The organism is Faecalibacterium hattorii (assembly GCF_003287455.1).
GTDB classification, from domain to species: Bacteria; Bacillota; Clostridia; order Oscillospirales; family Ruminococcaceae; genus Faecalibacterium; species Faecalibacterium hattorii.
Window position 1 is genome coordinate 1 of sequence record NZ_PRLC01000025.1, and the last position, 18,617, is coordinate 18,617.

General features: G+C 60.4%; 12 protein-coding genes. 7 read left to right on the forward strand and 5 right to left on the reverse strand.

The annotated features are described in order from the left end of the window. Positions 1-116 precede the first annotated feature (116 nt). The gene (locus C4N23_RS13095) at positions 117-3,311 is read right to left on the reverse strand and encodes an ABC transporter ATP-binding protein/permease (RefSeq protein ID WP_112146549.1); all 3,195 of its coding nucleotides are present in this window, start codon (positions 3,309-3,311) and stop codon (positions 117-119) included. Between the two features lie 379 nt (positions 3,312-3,690). On the opposite strand from C4N23_RS13095, the gene C4N23_RS13100 reads away from it, so the two are divergent. From C4N23_RS13100 to C4N23_RS13120, 5 genes are all read left to right on the forward strand, one after another. Then, the gene (locus C4N23_RS13100; RefSeq protein ID WP_242983804.1) at positions 3,691-3,996 is read left to right on the forward strand and encodes a hypothetical protein; all 306 of its coding nucleotides are present in this window, start codon (positions 3,691-3,693) and stop codon (positions 3,994-3,996) included. Then, on the forward strand, positions 3,986-4,738 hold the full coding sequence (locus tag C4N23_RS13105) for a response regulator (protein ID WP_112146552.1): 753 nt from the start codon (positions 3,986-3,988) through the stop codon (positions 4,736-4,738). The genes C4N23_RS13100 and C4N23_RS13105 overlap by 11 nt, the downstream gene beginning before the upstream one ends. A gap of 13 nt (positions 4,739-4,751) precedes the next feature. Continuing rightward, positions 4,752-5,546, forward strand: coding sequence for a sensor histidine kinase (locus C4N23_RS13110; protein ID WP_112146554.1), 795 nt, complete (start codon positions 4,752-4,754; stop codon positions 5,544-5,546). A 365-nt stretch (positions 5,547-5,911) separates the two neighbouring features. Then, positions 5,912-8,839, forward strand: a complete 2,928-nt coding sequence (locus tag C4N23_RS13115) for an acyl-CoA dehydratase activase (protein ID WP_112146556.1) — start codon at positions 5,912-5,914, stop codon at positions 8,837-8,839. A 4-nt stretch (positions 8,840-8,843) separates the two neighbouring features. Then, positions 8,844-10,163 carry a 2-hydroxyacyl-CoA dehydratase gene (locus tag C4N23_RS13120; RefSeq protein WP_112146558.1) on the forward strand — a complete coding sequence of 440 codons (1,320 nt, stop codon included), beginning with the start codon at positions 8,844-8,846 and terminating at the stop codon, positions 10,161-10,163. Positions 10,164-10,229: 66 nt separating this feature from the next. Here C4N23_RS13120 and C4N23_RS13125 read toward each other — a convergent pair whose 3' ends face one another. Both C4N23_RS13125 and C4N23_RS13130 read right to left on the reverse strand, forming a co-directional pair. Then, on the reverse strand, positions 10,230-11,462 hold the full coding sequence (locus tag C4N23_RS13125) for a 6-phosphofructokinase (RefSeq protein WP_055191446.1): 1,233 nt from the start codon (positions 11,460-11,462) through the stop codon (positions 10,230-10,232). Between the two features lie 88 nt (positions 11,463-11,550). After that, positions 11,551-12,774: a 6-phosphofructokinase gene (locus C4N23_RS13130; protein ID WP_112146560.1), complete on the reverse strand. Its 1,224-nt coding sequence runs from the start codon at positions 12,772-12,774 to the stop codon at positions 11,551-11,553. Between the two features lie 356 nt (positions 12,775-13,130). Here C4N23_RS13130 and C4N23_RS13135 point away from each other — a divergent pair, with 356 nt between their 5' ends. Further along, positions 13,131-14,162: a GDSL-type esterase/lipase family protein gene (locus tag C4N23_RS13135; RefSeq protein WP_112146562.1), complete on the forward strand. Its 1,032-nt coding sequence runs from the start codon at positions 13,131-13,133 to the stop codon at positions 14,160-14,162. Positions 14,163-14,216: 54 nt separating this feature from the next. On the opposite strand, the gene C4N23_RS13140 is transcribed toward C4N23_RS13135, so the two are convergent. After that, positions 14,217-14,744 (reverse strand): nitroreductase family protein, encoded by a 528-nt coding sequence (locus C4N23_RS13140; RefSeq protein ID WP_112146564.1) that lies wholly within the window; start codon positions 14,742-14,744, stop codon positions 14,217-14,219. 177 nt (positions 14,745-14,921) lie between these two features. Next, positions 14,922-16,745, reverse strand: coding sequence for a translational GTPase TypA (typA, locus tag C4N23_RS13145; protein WP_097838855.1), 1,824 nt, complete (start codon positions 16,743-16,745; stop codon positions 14,922-14,924). A gap of 251 nt (positions 16,746-16,996) precedes the next feature. On the opposite strand from typA, the gene C4N23_RS13150 reads away from it, so the two are divergent. Beyond that, on the forward strand, positions 16,997-18,604 hold the full coding sequence (locus C4N23_RS13150; RefSeq protein ID WP_112146566.1) for an MBL fold metallo-hydrolase RNA specificity domain-containing protein: 1,608 nt from the start codon (positions 16,997-16,999) through the stop codon (positions 18,602-18,604). The last annotated feature ends 13 nt before the right edge of the window (positions 18,605-18,617 follow it).

The window sequence follows — 18,617 nt, forward strand, 5'->3', positions numbered from 1 at the left end:
GAGCCCTGTGCAGTACAGGATTCAGACCGTTGGGGCCGCTTAATTTGATTTTTGTCTAACTTTTGGGGTTCATTTCATCTGCCAGCGGGGATTTTTTTGTGGATCTGAGGGAGAGATCACTCCGACCGCAGAGCCTTGACGGGGTCGGACTTGGAGGCACCCTTGGCGGGGATGAAGCCGCCGAGGATGGTGAGCACGGTGGCGAGAACGATCAGCACGAGGGCTGCGCTCAGCGGCAGACGGGCCACCACGTTGGTGCCGTTGGAAACTTTCTGGATGATCATGTTGCCGGGGATGAGCAGGATCTCGCTCAGAATGATGCCCATCACGCCGGAGCACAGGCCGATGATGAAGGTCTCGGCGTTGAACACCTCGGAGATGTTCCGCTTGGACGCACCGATGGCGCGCAGGATGCCGATCTCCTTGCGGCGTTCGAGGACGCTGATATAGGTGATGACGCCGATCATGATGGAGGAGACCACCAGCGAAATGGAGACGAAGGCCACCAGCATGTTGGAGATCATGTTGATGATCTCGGTCACGGAGGTCATCAGGGTGCCGACGACGTCGGTGTACTGGATGACCTTATCCTCAGCGCCCTGCGCCTTCATGTTGTCGTTGTAGGCGTCGAGCTTGGCCACGACGCTGGCCTTGTGGTCGAAGTTCTGCGGGTAGATCTTGATCTGGCTGGGGTCGTCGAGGTCGGCGTAGCCCAGCGTCTGCAGGTTGCTGTCGTAAGTGGCGTTGGAGGAGAGCATGGCCGACTTCATCAGGTCGGTCAGATCGTCCTCGGTCATGTTCACCTTGATGGCATTCTGGAAGGCCTCAGCGTCGATCTTGAGGGCGCTTTCCATCTGGCTGCCCAGCTGGGCGAAGCTCTGCTGCATCTGGCTCTGGAGGTTCTGGCCCATCTGTGCCATCACCTGCGTCATGGCCGTCTGCATAGCGGCACCGAGCTGGGTCTGCAGCGTCTCGGTGATCTGGGACGAATAGTTTTCCATAATGGTGGACATGGACTTCTGCATGGCCTCCGAGAACTGCGCCTGCAGCTCGTCCTGATCGAACAGATCGCTCATGGCACCGTTCATCAGGGTCTTGAAGGCGTCGCTCTTGAGGTACTGGGAGAAGCTGATCTTGTTCAGGTTCAGGATGCCGTTGCCAATGACGTAATCCTTGTAGCCTACGAGGACTTTGTGGGCCAGCTCCTGAATCTTATCCTCCGAAATGGAAAGGTCCATGTTGGCGAAGATGTCAGTCAGGGCGCTCATGTCTATGTCGGGCATTTCGGTCAGGTCCATGTCGAGCTGGAAGTCGTCGGGGTTCAGCAGCTGGCTGAAATCCACCGACCCGTTGTCGAGGTCAAACGCACCGCTCAGGTCAAAGTTCAGCTTGCTGGTGTCGAATTGGAAGGCGCTCTTGAGCTGGTCGGTATCGATGCTGAACAGGGAGGCCATATCAAAGGCGGAAGCCTTTTCGGTGCCGAAGGGCTCACCGTTCATCACATTGATGGAGGGGTTGGCCAGCTGATCCTTCACGAGTGGGGAATCGGCGGCGCTGGCGATGACGTGCTGGGTCAGGGAAGCGGGGTAGGCGATGCCGGAAGAAAGCATGGCCGCGGAGGCATCTTCCTTCGGCTGGACAACACCCACGACGGTGAGGGACTCGCCGGAAGCGACAAGGTCTTTCAGGAAGTCCTTGTCGTCGGACTTGTCCACCCAAGCGTTGTGCTCGTCGTCCCGCAGATAGCGGTCGGCGCTGTTCACAAGCTTGAACTCAATGCCGATAAAGTCATCGTATCGGTACGTTTTGAAGTCCGAGGGGACATCGACGTTCTGGTTCTGGGCAAACTGCTTGATCATCTTGTCCAGTTCGGCGTTGTCCCGCAGACCGAGGGCATACAACGCATAATCGGTGATGGTGCCGTCCGCGCCGAGGACCGCCACGCACTCGTTGTAGTTCTCCGGCCAGCGGCCCGCCTTGACTTCGTACTGGGAGTTATAGAGCTCCGCACTCTCCGGCAGCTGGTAGAAGACGCTGGTGTTCATCATGGAGGACATCATGTCGTTGGAGGAACTGGTGGAGCTGATGCCAAGCGAGGCGAGGGAGGAGTCCGGGTTCACCTGACGAACGGTGCCGTCGGCGTTCTCCCGGTAGATCTGGGGCTGCACATTATAAGAATACTCGATGGAGGTGGCATCCTCCGCGATGGTGCAGTCGCTGCTTTCCAGATAGGCCTTGAGGGACTTCAGGTCGTTGGAGGTGATGCCCGCGACCATCTGGGTGATGAGCTGCCGCACCGGGACCATGCCCTCCTCCGTGGTGGTGCTGGAGCTGGAACTCGGCGCGCCGGAGGTGAACAGGGAAGTCAGGTCCATGCCGCTGCTCAAAATTTGCAGCGGGTATTCGGACAGGGTGGACTTTTCGGTGTCGTCGATATACTGGTTGACGCCCGCCGACAGCGAGATGATGAGGGCGATGCCGATGATGCCGATGGAACCGGCAAAGGCTGTGAGCAGGGTGCGTGCCTTTTTGGTCAAAAGGTTGTTGAAGCTCAGGCCCAGTGAGGTGAGGGGCGACATGGACGAGCGGCCCATGCTCTTATGCACCGGCGGGGACAGCTTGGAGGTGTCCGGCTCATAGGGGGCGGTGTCGGAGAGGATGACGCCGTCCTTCAGGTTGACGATGCGGGTGGCGTACTGCTGGGCCAATTCCGGGTTGTGGGTGACCATGACCACGAGGCGGTCCTTGGCCACTTCCTTCAGCAGCTCCATGACCTGAATGCTCGTCTCACTGTCCAGCGCGCCGGTGGGCTCGTCGGCCAGCAGGATGTCGGGGTTGTTGACGAGGGCGCGGGCGATGGCCACGCGCTGCATCTGGCCGCCGGACATCTCGGTGGGGTGCTTGTGGAGCTGGTTGCCGAGGCCGACCTTTTGGAGCGCCTCGGCGGCCCGGCGGCGCCGCTCGGCCCCCGAAACGCCGGAGATGGTCAGGGCCAGCTCCACATTGGCCAGCACCGTCTGATGCGGGATGAGGTTGTAGCTCTGGAACACGAAGCCGATGGTGTGGTTGCGGTAGGAGTCCCAGTCGCGGTCGGTGTACTTTTTGGTGGAGATGCCGTTGATGATGAGGTCGCCGCTGTCGTAGCGGTCCAAGCCGCCGATGATGTTCAGCAGCGTGGTCTTGCCGGAGCCGCTGGGGCCGAGGATGGCGACGAATTCGCTGTCGCGAAGGTTCAAACTGACCTTGTCAAGGGCCGTCTGCACAAGATCGCCGGTCTTGTACTCCTTGTGGATCTTTTTGAGTTGAAGCATGGATTCTGCCTTTCTGTAAACGCTGAAGATAAATCACTCTATTCTATCAGACGAATGTGAACAAATCGTTGCTTCTTGTTCCATTTTCGGTTGGGAAAGTTTGACACAATGAAAGAATTTTTCGACGATGGACAAAGAAATAACTCCCTCTTGCAATTGCAGCGAAAAGATGGTATTCTGAAAGTACGAAAGGCTTTTCCATCGGCTTTTCTTTGTCGAAGTACGCTGAAACGTGAAAAACAAGGCGAAAATCTGGGGCAAAACGACACATTTTAACGCTTTTTAGGGGATTGAATCTTTCTTGTCTGCTCTATAAAATAAGAATGAAAACCTGTATCTAATAAGGTACAGGAAGGAACGCAGCAAGGAGGAATCTTTTATGGAACGAGCATATGCCCCGTTGATTCGGCAGTTTTCGTCGATCAAGGGCTATCAGACCGCGTATACGCTGGTCTACTCGCTGGATGCGGCCGCCGAGGGCAGTTGTCAACTGACGCTGGCCCGGCAGGGAGCGCAGGAACAGCGGGTCAGCATGTTGGTTCCGCTGGACCCGGAAAAGGGGTATCGGCTGCTGCAGTATCTCTATGAAAATGCCGTGCAGCCGGAGCAGTGGGACGATGTGATTGCGGATCATCTCCCGGCGCTGGCGGCCGCACCGAGAGGAGGCACCGCGCGTGAGCAGTGAACGAGAGGCGGCGGGCATGCGCGTCGCGCTGATGAGCTACGACGAACGGGAACTCCGGGTCCGGAAATTTTATCTGGAGGAGCAAAGCCGGGCGATCTCGTGCACTTGTTTCCAAAGCGGGGAACCGGTGCTGGAAGCGCTGCGGAAAGCGTGGTGCTTCGATGTGCTGGTACTGAGCGGCCAGTTGGAGGACATGGACAGCCTGACGTTCATCGAGCGGCTGAACCAATTGCCCAACCGCCCGGCGCTGCTTTTGCAGGGGGATGGCTGGTACGACGATCACACTACATCCTGCCTGAAGCGCAGCCGGAAGATGTTCTGCATCGAACACGGTCATCTGCAAGACCTGATGCGGGGGCTTTTGGGGGTCCCCGGCCAGAACTCCACCCGGATCGAGCGCTTCTGCATCCAACTGTATGAGCAGTGGGGAATCCCGCAGCCCAACACCAATTGCGAATATCTGACGCTGGCGTTACAGATCGCCTGTTCAGCCGATGGAAAGCTGGCGCTCCGCAAAGAAATCTTACGGGGCGTCGCGGATGAATATCATATCACGGTGGCCGCTGTGGACAGCGGCTTGCGGCGCATGATCGACGGGCTCGAAACGCGGGCCCCCTCCGGTTGGGAGCGCTACAAGGCCGAAAACAGCCTCACCGGGATGAAGATCACGACGGGAAAATTGATCTACTCGCTGCAGCGGACCGTGCTGCGGCAGGGCATCGTGAAACGGGAGCATCTGTAAGGAGGTCGGCACTATGGTCAGGCAGGGGCAGGGAGAAGCGGAATTTCCGCAAAAACAGTTGGAAACGGCATTTCTGCACTCACTGCGCCTGATGGACCAGAACCGGGAGTATTTGCAGATGCACCTTGCCCCGGCCGCCGACTCCCGCGCCGCACAGGCGCTGGACGACATGGCTGTGGAGTCGGCCCGGCTGGAACGGACGTTCCGGGAAGTGATGGAGCTTTCCGCCCCGGAGCAGCCGCTGCACAAGCTCCCGCTGGACCTTTGCCAACTGGTCAGCCAGATGGCCCGGATGGAGGAGGAGATCAAGGCTCAGTGCGGCACGACCCTTCGGGCGGACTGCGGCGGCCTGACCCAGTGCCTCGTCTGGGGTGACCGGGCCATGGCGGAGCAGATCTGCTTCCATCTGCTTTCCAACGCCCTCCATGCCGTCGCCCCCGGCGGCAGCATCACCGTGGGGCTGTGCAGGACTGAGCAGGACGTCACCCTCTTCGTGGAGGATGACGGCTGTGGTTTGCCGGAGGGCGAAAGCTGGCTGGAAAACCGCCGCCGCTTTCTGGGCGGGGCACAGGCGGGGCTGCTGCTCTGCCGCCGGTACTGCCGCCAACTGGGCTGGGAGCTTGCGCTTCTGCCCCGCAGCCCGCAGGGGGCCCGCGCGGAGCTGAAGCTCCCGCTGCCCGCCCGGCCCGTCCCCATCGAAGCGACGGTCGAGTTCCGCTCCTCCGCCGACAGGACCCCCACCGCATTGCAGCACCAGCTCCGCCGGGAACTCTATCTGCTCACCCGCAAAACACCGCTGTCGGATTGAACCGCATTTTCATACCTGCAGCAAAACCAACCAAAACCGCAGCTCCCTCGCAAGCACCCGCTTGCGGGGGAGTTTTTGTCCGGGGCAAAAAACACACAGAGTAAAGAATCTTAGTTAATTTGCTGGAAAAAGATGCCGCAAGTTCTGTGAAATTAACAAAATGTTTAACTTTATGAGCGGAAAATACTATTTTTTGCGTGTAAAATGGGGTATGCTAATTGATTGTTCCGACGGTTTTGGTTATAATACAGTTGTATGCGAACCGAATGAATGATTCGCTAACGAACTAATTTTTGGCAAAGATCAGACGAAAAGTCTGCTGCATAAAAACTGGTAGGAATCGTCTTTCAGGAGGAAAGAAAAACGTGAGAGTAGGTCTTGACATCGGCAGCACTACCATCAAATGCGTGGTGCTGGATGAACACGATGCGATTTTATATTCGACATATGAGCGCCATTATAGTCACATTCTGGAAAAGGCGCAGGAGCTGCTGCGCCGCATCGACGACGAGCAGCTGCATGGGCAGAAAGCCCTGCTGAGCATCTCCGGCTCGGCGGGCATGGGTCTGGCCGATAGCTGCGGCGTGCCCTTCGTGCAGGAGGTGTTCTCCACCCGCGTGGCGGTCAAGCAGTTCGTTCCGGCAACGGATTGTGTCATCGAGCTGGGCGGTGAGGATGCAAAGATCCTCTTCCTGACCAACGGCACCGAAGTTCGGATGAACGGCAGCTGCGCCGGTGGTACCGGCGCCTTCATCGACCAGATGGCCACCCTGCTGAAGATGAGCGCCGATGAGATGAACAAGGCCGCCGAAAAGGCCGAGCGCACCTACACCATCGCTTCCCGCTGCGGCGTTTTCGCCAAGAGCGACGTCCAGCCCCTCATCAATCAGGGCGCCCGCACGGAGGACATCGCGGCCAGCATCTATAAGGCCGTGGTCAACCAGACCATCGCCGGTCTGGCACAGGGCCGCCCCATCAAGGGCAATATCCTCTATTTGGGCGGCCCGCTGACCTTCAGCACCGTGCTGCGCAAGAGCTTCGACGAGGCGCTGGGTGTTACCGGCACCTGCCCGGAGAACAGTCTGCTCTATGTGGCGCTGGGCGCTGCCCTCTACGCGGACAAGGCGTTCAGCCTTTCCGACGTGGCCAAGGCGCTGGATGAGTATTCCGCCACCGCCACCTACGCCAGCGAGCCGCCGCTCTTTGCTACCAAGGAGGAGTATGAGGCGTTCCACGCCCGCCATATGTCCCACAGCGTGCCGCATGTGCCCTTCAGCGCACAGTGCGGCCCGGTCCATATCGGCATCGACTCCGGTTCCACCACCGTCAAGCTGGTGGTCGTGGACGAAAAGAGCCAGATCCTGTACACCAACTATCAGCCGAACCTCGGCAACCCGCTGCCCCTGATCCGGGAACAGCTCGTCAAGATCTACAAGGGGCATCCCGGCCTTCAGGTGGCCAGCGTGACCACCACCGGCTACGGCGAGGAGCTGGTCAAGAATGCCTTCCGCTGCGATTACGGTCTGGTGGAGACGGTGGCCCACTTCACCGCCGCCAAATACTTCATGCCGGACGTGGATTTCATCATCGACATCGGCGGACAGGATATGAAGTGCTTCAAGATCGAGGATGGGGCCATCAGCAACATCTTCCTGAACGAGGCGTGCTCCTCCGGCTGCGGCAGCTTCTTGCAGACCTTCGCACAGGCGCTGGGCTACGACGTCAAGGAGTTCGCGGCGCTGGGCCTGTTTGCGGACCGCCCTGTGGATCTGGGCAGCCGCTGCACCGTCTTCATGAACAGTTCGGTCAAGCAGGCGCAGAAGGATGGCGCATCCATCCAGAACATCTCCGCCGGCCTGTCCATCAGCGTCGTCAAGAATGCGCTGTACAAGGTCATCCGCGCTTCCAGCCCCGAAGAGTTGGGCCGGAAGATCGTGGTGCAGGGCGGCACCTTCTACAATGAGGCCGTCCTCCGCGCCTTCGAAAAGGAAATGGGCGTCGAGGTCATCCGCCCCGACATCGCGGGCCTGATGGGCGCTTACGGCGCGGCCCTGTTCGGCCTTCGCCAGAGCAAAAAGAGCGGCCGGACTGCGTCTTCGATGATGAACCAAGAGGAGCTGGAACACTTCGACCAGAAGGTCGTCAGCGTCAAGTGCGGCGGCTGCGGCAACCACTGCCAGCTCACCGTGAACACCTTCGCGGATGGCCGCAAGTTCATCTCCGGCAACCGCTGCGATAAGCCCGTGACCGGCAAGAGCGAGGACGACAGCCTGAACCTGTACGCCTACAAGCAGCAGCTTCTGGCCGGTTACAAGCCGGTGCCCGGCAAGCGCGGCTCCATCGGCATCCCGCTCTGCCTGAACATGTACGAGATGCTGCCCTTCTGGCACGCCTTCTGGACCAAGCTCGGCTTTGCTGTCCACACCAGCCCGGTGTCCAGCCGGGGGCTGTATCTGGCCGGTCAGGCTACCATCCCCAGCGATACCGCCTGCTTCCCGGCCAAGCTCAGCCACGGCCACATCAAGGCCCTGAGCCAGATGAAGCTGGACGCCATCTTCTACCCCTGCCTGACCTATAACTTCGACGAGGGTCTGGGCGACAACCACTACAACTGCCCGGTGGTCGCCTATTACCCGGAGGTCCTTGCGGGCAACTGCCCGGAGCTGGAGGGCCAGAAGTTCATTTACGATTACGTCGGCATTCATCGCCCGAAGGACTTCGTACATAAAATGGCAAAAGAGGTGCTGCCCAAGTATTTCGGCGGCATCTCCGAGAAGGAAGTGCAGGCGGCCGCAGATGCCGCCTACGCCGAGCACGAGGCCCACATGGCGCAGATCCGCGTCAAGGGAAGCGAGATCATCGACACTGCCCGCCGCGAGGGCAAGAGGATCATCGTGCTGGCGGGCCGCCCTTACCATGTGGACCCGGAGGTCAACCACGGCATCGACCGCCTCATCACCCGCCACGGCGCAGCGGTCGTCACCGAGGACAGCATCTCGAACCGGGTGGAAAAGTTCCCCACCAGCGTGCTGAACCAGTGGACCTACCACAGCCGCCTGTACGCAGCGGCCAAATACTGCACCACCCAGAAGGACATGGATCTTGTCCAGCTCGTTTCCTTCGGCTGCGGCGTCGATGCCATCACCACCGACGAGACCCGCGAAATTTTGCAGGAGGGCGGCAAGCTCTACACTCAGCTCAAGATCGACGAGATCACGAACCTCGGCGCAGTGAACATCCGTCTGCGCAGCCTGTTTGCGGCGCTGGACGAGCGCGACGAGGATAGGAGATGAACCTATGGAATACAACTATCCGAAATTTACCCCGGAGATGAAAGCGACCCACACCATCCTCATCCCCAATATGGCCATCACCCAGTTCCGTCTGCTGGGGTACGCGCTGAAGTACGACGGCTACAAGTGTGAGATCCTTGGCAACTGCGGCAGCGCTGTGGCGCAGCTGGGCCTGAAATACGTCCACAACGATACCTGCTACCCGGCGCTGCTGGTCATCGGCCAGTTCCTTGATGCGCTGAACAGCGGCAAGTACGACCTCGACCACACGGCCCTGCTCATCACCCAGACCGGCGGCGGCTGCCGTGCATCCAACTACATCCATCTGCTGCGCAAGGCGCTGGTCAAGGCGGGCTACCCGCAGATCCCCGTTGCCAGCCTGAACTTCTCCGGTCTGGAGAAGGACAGCGGCTTCCAGATGACCCTGCCGCTGGCCCGGCGTGCGCTGGCGTGCGTCTTCTACGGCGACATGCTCTGCGCCCTGCGCAATCAGGTGGCTCCCTACGAAAACGAGAAGGGGAGCGCCGACAAGATGGTAGATCTCTGGGTCGAGCGTCTGGGCCGCGTCCTGCTGGCGGGCAAGGGCTTCACTTCCAAGGAGATGAAGCACACCTTCCCCCTCATCGCGAAGGACTTTGCGTCCATCCCCGTCACCCGCGTGCCGAAGGTCAAGGTCGGCGTCGTCGGTGAGATCTACGTCAAGTACAGCCCGCTGGGCAACAACGACCTGCAAAAGTTCCTCGAAAGTCAGGATTGCGAGGTCAACTTCCCCGGCCTGATGGGCTTTGTGCAGTACTGCATCTTCAACATGGGCGAGGATCATGTCCTCTACGGCGGCAAGCTGGCCGTCAAGGTCGGCACCGACCAGCTCCTGAACTGGCTGGACAGCGTCGAGCGCGCCATGCTGAAAGCGACCTCCGACGCCGGATTCTACGCCCCCGGCCCCTTCAAGGAGCTGGTGGAAAAGCCCCATGGCATCATTTCGCTGGGGGCCAAGATGGGCGAGGGCTGGCTGCTGACCGCCGAGATGATCGAGCTGGTGCAGGGCGGCTACGGCAACATCGTCTGCGCCCAGCCCTTCGGCTGTCTGCCCAACCACATCGTCGGCAAGGGCATGGTGAACAAGATCCGCGCCCTCTACCCGGCAGCAAACATCACCCCCATCGACTACGACCCCAGCGCCACCAAGGTCAATCAGGAAAACCGCATCAAGCTGATGCTGGCCGTGGCTAAGGAGCGCCTGAAAACGCCCGCCGCCCCGGCCAAGCCCCTGACCGCCGAGGAGATCGCTGGCGGCGCACCCCGCGTTGAGACAACGGTGTGACCAAAACAACAAAAAGCCCGTCCGGGCCAAAACTCGGACGGGCTTTTGCTATGCCTATAACAGAAATTACTTGGAGTTCTTCATGTAAATGTGGTGGGGCAGACCGGCAATGTACAGCGGAGTCAGCTCAGCCTGAATGAGGGGACGAGCGTAGTTCAGGAACTCGTCGGTCATCTGGGTGTGATTCTCGTTCATCCAGCTCAGCGGGACCTTCTTTTCGAGGTTGGCGACTTCGCTGATGGGGTGCAGCTCGGTGGTGCACTGATAGGGGTTGTTGGAGATGCGCTTCAGGGCGACCATCTGGCCGGTGACTCCCTCAAAGGCAGCCTTGGCGGCAGCACCGCCGACCTGATAGGCCTCGGTGATGTCGGTGCGGCTGGTCAGGTGACCGGCGCAGCGCTGCAGGGTGGACAGCTCGATGCTGCGGGTTTTGGTGTCGAGGTTGCGGGCCACCACATTGGCCAGATACCGGGCGGTGCCGGTCAGGGCCTTGTGGCCGAAGGCGTCCACTGCGTGCACATCGTCGGCCAGCTCGCAGACGTAGCGGCCATCCTCCAGCTTGACACCTTCGGAAACGGCGATGACGATGCTGGGCTTCTTCTCCTGCATCACACGGACCTTCTCGACGAAGTGATCCACGTTGAAGGGCACTTCGGGCAGACAGATCATGTCCACGCCCTCACAGTCGTCACTCTTGGCCAGCGCAGCGGCAGCGGTCAGCCAGCCAGCGTTGCGGCCCATGATCTCGATCACGGTGACGTACTTGGTGCCGTACACGGTGGCGTCACGGATGATCTCCTTCATCACGACGCCGATGTACTTGGCGGCGGAGCCGTAGCCGGGGGTGTGGTCGGTAACCATCAGGTCGTTGTCGATGGTCTTGGGCACGCCCATGAAGCGGATGTCGCTCTGGATGCAGTTGCCGTAATCGGCCAGCTTGCCGATGGTGTCCATGGAGTCGTTGCCGCCGATATAGAAGAAATAGCCGATGTTCAGCTTCTCCAGAATGGCGAACAGCTTCTTATAGACGGCCTCATCGTCGTGCCAATCGGGCAGCTTGTAGCGGCAGCTGCCCAAGAAGCTGGACGGCGTGCGCTTGAGCAGCTCGATGTCGAGGTCGTCCGTCAGATACTTCGAGAGATCTACGACGTTTTCCTCCAGCAGACCGGCCACGCCGTTGCACATGCCGTAAACGACCTGTGCGCCGCGGTTCTTGCAGCTCTCAAAGACCCCCGCCAGACTGGCGTTGATGACGGAAGTAGGGCCGCCGGACTGGCCAACGATTGCATTTTTACCCATGATGATTTCTCCTTTTCTTCTGTTTCGGCTTTATATTATCGTGCAGGAGCACGAAAACAGACTGTGGGGGAGAGGAATAAACCGGAGGTTACAGGCGGATGTGGCGCGGGGTGCCGTTAACGTAAACAGGCGTCACTTCGTCCAAGATCAGCGGGCGGGCGTATTCCTCGAACGCCGCCGTGACCTGCATCCCGTCCGGGGTGATCCAATCCAGCGGAACCTTTTTTTCAAGGTTCGCGACCTGCTGGACATCCACAGCCTCGGTGATGCACTGATAGGGATAATTGGAGATGCGCTTGAGCGAGATCATCTTGCCGGTCTCGCCCGCAAAGGCCGCCGCCGCCGCTGCGCCGCCTACCGCATAGGCCTCGTTCACGTCGGTGCGGCTGGCCAGATGGCTGGCGCAGCGCTGCAAGGTCGAGAACTCGATGGCGCGGCTCTTGCAGTTCAGCTTGTCGTGGATGAGGTCGGACAGGTAGCGGCTGGTGCCGCTGAGGATGGCCTTGTGGCCGAAAGCGTCCAGCTGGCCGGCGGTGGAGACCAGATCGCACAGGTAGGTACCGTCGGCGGTCTTCACGCCCTCGCTGGCTGCGATGATGACGTTGGACTTGCTCTTCTGCAGCTCGTCTACCTTGGCGAGGAACTTGTCCGGGTCGAAGGGAACCTCCGGCAGAAGGATGAGGTCGGGGCCTTCGCAGTCGTCGCCGCCCGCAAGGCAGGCCGCACCGGCCAGCCAGCCCGCGTGGCGGCCCATGATCTCGGCCACAGTCACGCTGCGGATGTTGTAGACGGAGGAGTCCCGGATGACCTCTTTCAGGATGGTGGCGATGTACTTGGCCGCCGAGCCGTAGCCGGGGGTGTGGTCGGTCAGGCACAGGTCGTTGTCGATGGTCTTGGGCACGCCGATGAAGCGGACGCTGCTGCCGACCTTGGCGCCGTAGCGGCTGAGCTTGGCGATGGTGTCCATGGAGTCGTTGCCGCCGATGTAGAACAGCGCGCAGATATCGTACTTGTCAAATAAGGTGAACAGCTTGATGAACGGGGCGGGGTCTGCTTCCGGGTCGGGCAGCTTGTAGCGGCAGCTGCCCAGATAGCTGGACGGGGTGCGCTTGAGCAGCTCGATGCTCATACGGTCGCCGAACAGTACGTTCAGCTCCACCATCTCTTCCTTCAGCAGACCCTCGATGCCGTACTGCATTCCGTAGACCTTATCGGCACCCAGACTGCATGCGGCCTTGTACACGCCAGCCAGACTGGAATTGATGACGGCGGTAGGGCCACCCGACTGGCCGATGATGACATTCTTTGCCATGAAGAACCTCCTTCTTATCCGAAAAACGATTGAAACATCCCGCAAAACGGACGGCTGCACCCCGTTTGGGCTCCGGATGCCCTGCACTGCTCCCGGAGCGGGACGCGGCCGTACGCCGCAAGTCGTACAAAAAGAATGCAGGATGTGCAAGCACTTCGATGAAAACGGCACAATTCCTGCTTCTCTTCTATTGTAACCCATTCGTCTGTTGTATGCAAGACCTGATTGGTTGCGTAGGCAAAAAAATTGTGATACAATAATGGGCATATGGCACAAAAAACGGAGCCAATCCGGGATGAGGTGCAATTTTTCGGGGATACTACCCGTAATGATAGAAAAAGGCAAGGGGATCGACGATGGGAATTTCACACGAGTATCATTCGGCGCACAGCCGCGCAAAGCGCAGCCGGGCCGGTTTCGGGCTGCGGCTGGCGGGGGTCATTGCGGCCATCCTGATCTTGTCGCTGGCCATCACGGCCATCCTTGAAAACGGCCAGAAGGAGAGCGAGGAGGCGCAGGAAGTTACGTCCAGCGGCATGGCGGAAAACATCTTGGCCCCGCTGCCTATGCAGGGCGCGGCGAACAGCGCCGCCGGGGAATCCGGCACGGAGGGCAGCGCGGACAGCACCGGGAATGCCGGAGCCGCTGCCGTCACGCTGGAACAGTTCGGTCCAGCCCGGCAGACCGCCGGGGCCTACAGCGTCAAAGCCTATGACAGCAGCGTGATCCGTCAGCCCGCGTGCGGGCAGGTCGATCTGAGCTACTTCTCCGATGCGGCCTTCCTCGGCGACAGCCTGACGGTTGGCTTCTCGGATTACAGCATCAACCTCGGCGGCGCACTCATCTGCGGCTATACCGGCGTTGGCCCGGATGCCATCGTCAACCGCAGCGCCGTCAAGAGTTCCACCCGCGGCGAGGAGATCGCGCTGGACGTGCTGGCCGCAGCCCGGTCGAAAAAGCTCTATATCCTGCTGGGCACCAACACCCTGACCACCCTCGGCGCGGCGGACCGCTTCCTTGCCTATTACGGCCAGATGCTTGACCTGCTGCGCCAGACCCTTGGCGACGACTGCGTGATCTACGTCCAGTCCATCCCGCCGGTCCGCCCGGCGGCTGCGGAGGAGAAGCCCGGCCTTGCCTCGGACGTCCTCCGCTCGGTCAACGAGCAGTTGGCCCAGATGGCCGCCGATAAGGGCTGTGTCTACCTCGACCTGTGGGAGACCTTTGCCGACGGCGAGGGCAGCCTGAAAGAGATCCTTGCCGCGCCGGACGGCGTCCACTTCTCGGCGGGCAACGGCTACGGCGCATGGGTCACTTACCTGCGCAACCACGCGCAATATTCCGCCGCGAACGCTTGGACCCCCGGCAGCGCCTACGCGGCAAATTAAGCACAAAAAGGAACGGCACACCGTCTGGTATGCCGTTCCTTTTTTGTGCTTTGCTTATTCAGCCCAGAACACCCGGCCGTCCCGGCGGGGTGCGGGCTGCGGGGCTTCGCCATCGATGGAACCGACGACGCAGTGGCCGATGCCTTCCCATTCGCCCTCGACGCCGAGGTCTTTGAGCAGCTGCTTGTACTCCGGGCGCTGGAACTCCTCCTTGGCGCGGTGGATCCAGATACTGCCCAGACCCAGCGCGTGTGCGGCCAGCATCAGGTTGCCCATGACGAGGCTGCCGTCGTAGATGCCGGTGGGGCAGCTCTTGTCTGCCAGCACGATGAGGACCGCTGGGGCACCATAGAAGGGGTCTTTGCCTTCCGGGAAGCCGCCGATCTCGCGGTTCAGGGCGGAGAGCCTGTCGCGCAGTTCTCTGTTGGTCACGGCCAGAATGATCGCGCCCTGTCGGCCTCTGCCGTTGGCGGCGTAAAGACCGGCCTCGATGATCTGCTGAAGATCTTCCTTGCGGGGCATGTCGGGCTTGAACTGCCGGATGCTCCGGCGGGTCTCCATGGCCTGAATGATGTCGTTCATAACAAAACCTCCCTGTTGGCGTCTTTCACGCGGCACAGAGCCGCTGTGAGATGGAGTTTTCTTTATTATACAGGGAAGGGAGCCGGTTTGCAAATAGAAAGGCAGACAAACACAAAAAACGGCACCGCAAGCCGGTGGGCTTACAGTGCCGTAAATGCGTTTTGGGAAGGGAAGAGCTTACTTCAGCTTGCTCTTGGCCTTCATGCGCTGGTCGTGGTTGAGGATCTGCTTGCGGATGCGCAGGTTCTCCGGGGTGACTTCCAGCAGCTCATCGGGTGCGAGGAACTCCAAGCAGCCCTCCAAGCTCAGCTTGCTGATGGGCACCAGATGCAGAGCGTCGTCGGAGCCGGAAGCGCGGGTGTTGGTCAGGTGCTTGGTCTTGCAGACGTTGACATCCACATCCTCGCCGGAAGCAGTGTAGCCGATGACCATGCCTTCGTAGACCTTCTCGCCGGGGCCGACCAGCAGGGTGCCGCGCTGCTGCGCGTTGAACAGGCCGTAGGTGACGGCCTCGCCGGTCTCAAAGCTGACCAGAGAACCGGTGGAGCGGTTGGCGATCATGCCAGCCCAGACGTCGTAGCCGTCAAAGATCTGGTTGATGACGCCCTCGCCGTGGGTATCGGTCAGGAACTGGTTGCGGTAGCCGAACAGGCCGCGGCTGGGCATCCGGAACTCCAGACGGACACGGTCGGTGCCCAGAGACTCCATCTGCTGCAGGATGGCCTTGCGCTGGCCCAGACCGGTCATGACAGCACCCTGATACTGGGTGGGAACATCGATGACGACGTGCTCCATAGGCTCGTAGGTCTTGCCGTCGATGACCTTGGTCAGAACGTGCGGGGGAGAGACCTGCAGCTCGTAACCTTCGCGGCGCATGGTCTCGATCAGGATGGACAGGTGCATCTCGCCACGGCCCATGACACGGAAGGAATCAGTGGTGGCGGAATCCTCCACCTTCAGGGCGACATCCTTCAGCAGTTCCTTCTGCAGACGGTCGCGGATCTGGCGGCTGGTGACGAACTTGCCCTCACGGCCGGCCAGCGGGCTGTCGTTGACGGAGAAGGTCATCTCCACGGTGGGGTCGTTGATCTTCACGAAGGGCAGCGGCTCCACCTGAGCAGGGGAGCACAGAGTGTTGCCGATGGTGACATCGGGCAGGCCGGAGAAGGCGACGATATCACCGGCGGTGATGTTGTCGCAGGGCTGGCGGCCGTTGGCTTGGAAGTCATACAGCTTGGTCAGGCGGCCGCGCATCTTCAGGTCGGGGTTGTGCCAGTCGCAGACCTGCACTTCCTCGCCGACCTTGGCAATGCCGTTCTGGATGCGGCCGATGCCGATGCGGCCCACGAACTCGTTGTAGTCCACAGAGGAGACGAGCATCTGGAAGGGAGCATCGGGGTCGCCCTCCGGCGGCTGGATGGTCTTCAGCAGGGTGTCGAACAGGGGGATCAGGTCGGTGCCGGGCACATCCGGGTCAAGGCTTGCGGTGCCCTGACGGCCGCAGCAGAACAGGATGGGGCAGTCGAGCTGCTCATCGGTAGCGCCGAGATCCATCAGCAGGTACAGCACCTCGTCGATGACCTCCTTGATGCGGGCATCGGGGCGGTCGATCTTGTTGATGGCGACCACGAGGCTCAGGTTCTGCTGCAGAGCTTTCTGCAGAACAAAACGGGTCTGGGGCATGCAGCCCTCAGCGGCGTCCACCAGCAGCAGAACGCCGTTGACCATCTTCAGAACGCGCTCGACCTCGCCGCCGAAGTCGGCGTGGCCCGGAGTATCGACGATGTTGATCTTGACACCCTTATAGGTGCAGGAGCAGTTTTTGGCCAGAATGGTAATGCCGCGCTCACGCTCGATATCACCGCTGTCCATGACACGCTCTGCCACGACCTGATTGTCGCGGAATGCGCCGCTCTGACGCAGCATGGCGTCCACCAGCGTGGTCTTGCCGTGGTCAACGTGAGCGATAATGGCGACGTTGCGCAAATCGTTACGAACCATAAATAACAACCTCTCTATTTTGAATCTGTGTAGAAGTTACGTCATACGAATTAAGTTTATCTCAGTTGGGGGTGGTTTGTCAAGATTGTATAAAAAATTTTTCAGGAATTCGGCGTTTTGCTTGATATTCCCGCCGTGATTTGGGCGGCTTGAAGGGCGAAAGTATGGTATAATGTAGGTGAACTCTTTCTGCTTCGCTCCGCCGGTCTGCGCAGCGGGCGGCAGAGAGCATCGACTAGGGGGTGCAATCTATGAAACTGACGTTTTTGGGCGCGAACCACGAGGTAACGGGCAGCTGTACGCTGCTGGAAGCGGCCGGGCAGCGCTACCTCATCGACTGCGGCATGGAGCAGGGCAAGGATATGTACGAAAACCAGCCCATCCCTGTGGCCCCCGGAGAGATCGATGGCGTGCTGGTCACCCATGCCCACATCGACCATACGGGCCTTCTGCCGCTGCTGGTCCGCAACGGGTTCCGGGGCAGGATCTATGCCACCGACCCCACCGTGGAGCTGTGCGGCATCATGCTGCGGGACTCGGCCCACATTCAGGAGTTCGAGGCCGAGTGGAAAAACCGCAAGGGCAAGCGCTCCGGTGCAGAACCGGTGGAACCCATGTACACCATTCAGGACGCCGAGGCGGCCGTCCGGTTGTTCCGCGGGGTGGAGTACGGGAAAAAGACCGAGCTGGCACCGGGCTTGGAGATCGAGTTTGTGGACGTGGGTCATCTGCTCGGCTCGTCCAGCATCGAGATCTGGGTCACCGAGAACGGCACCACCACCAAGCTCGTTTTCTCCGGCGATATCGGCAACCAGAACCAGCCCCTCATCAAGGACCCGACCTACCTCGCCGACGCAGATTACGTCGTGATGGAATCCACCTACGGCGACCGGCTCCACGGCCCCCGCCCGGACTATGTCGGGGAGCTGACCAAAATTTTGCAGCGCACCTTCGACCGGGGCGGCAATGTGGTCATTCCCAGCTTCGCGGTGGGCCGCACGCAGGAGCTGCTCTACTTCATCCGGGAGATCAAGGAAAAGGGTCTTGTGAAGGGACACGGCAACTTCCCGGTGTACATCGACAGTCCCCTTGCCATCGAGGCGACCCGCATCTTCAAGGATACCGACCCGGACTGCTTTGACGACGAGACCCGCGCTTTGCTGGCAAAGGGCATCGACCCCATCCAGTTCCCCGGTCTGCGGGTCAGCGTGACCAGCGACGAATCCCGGATGATCAACGCCGACCGGGAACCGAAGGTCATCCTCTCGGCCAGCGGCATGTGCGAGGCGGGCCGTATCCGCCACCACCTCAAGCACAACCTCTGGCGGCCGGAGTGCACCATCCTCTTCGTGGGCTATCAGGCCGTCGGCACGCTGGGCCGCACCCTCATCGAAGGGGCAACGGACGTCAAGCTGTTCGGGGAACCCATCGAGGTGCGGGCGGAGATCTGCCAGCTCACCGGCCTTTCCGGCCATGCAGACAAAAACGGTCTGCTGGCGTGGATCAACGCCTTTGCCCCCAAGCCCAAGCGGGTGTTCATCGTCCACGGCGACGACGAGGTGGAGAATATCTTCGCCCAGACCCTGACCGACGAAGGCTTCACCGCCTGTGCGCCCTACAACGGGGCCCAGTGGGTCATCGGGGCAGAAGGGGCCGTCTGCGTGCAGGAGGGCACCAAGGCCCGCATCGAGCATCAGTCCAGCGAGGGGGCCAGCCGAGCCGCCAGCGTCTTCCAGCGGCTCGTCAGCGCGGGCAAGCGGCTGCTGCGGGTCATCGAGCACAACGAGGGCGGGGCCAACAAAGACCTTGCCAAGTTCGCCGACCAGATCAACGCCCTCTGCGACAAGTGGGACCGATAAGAAAAACAGCAAA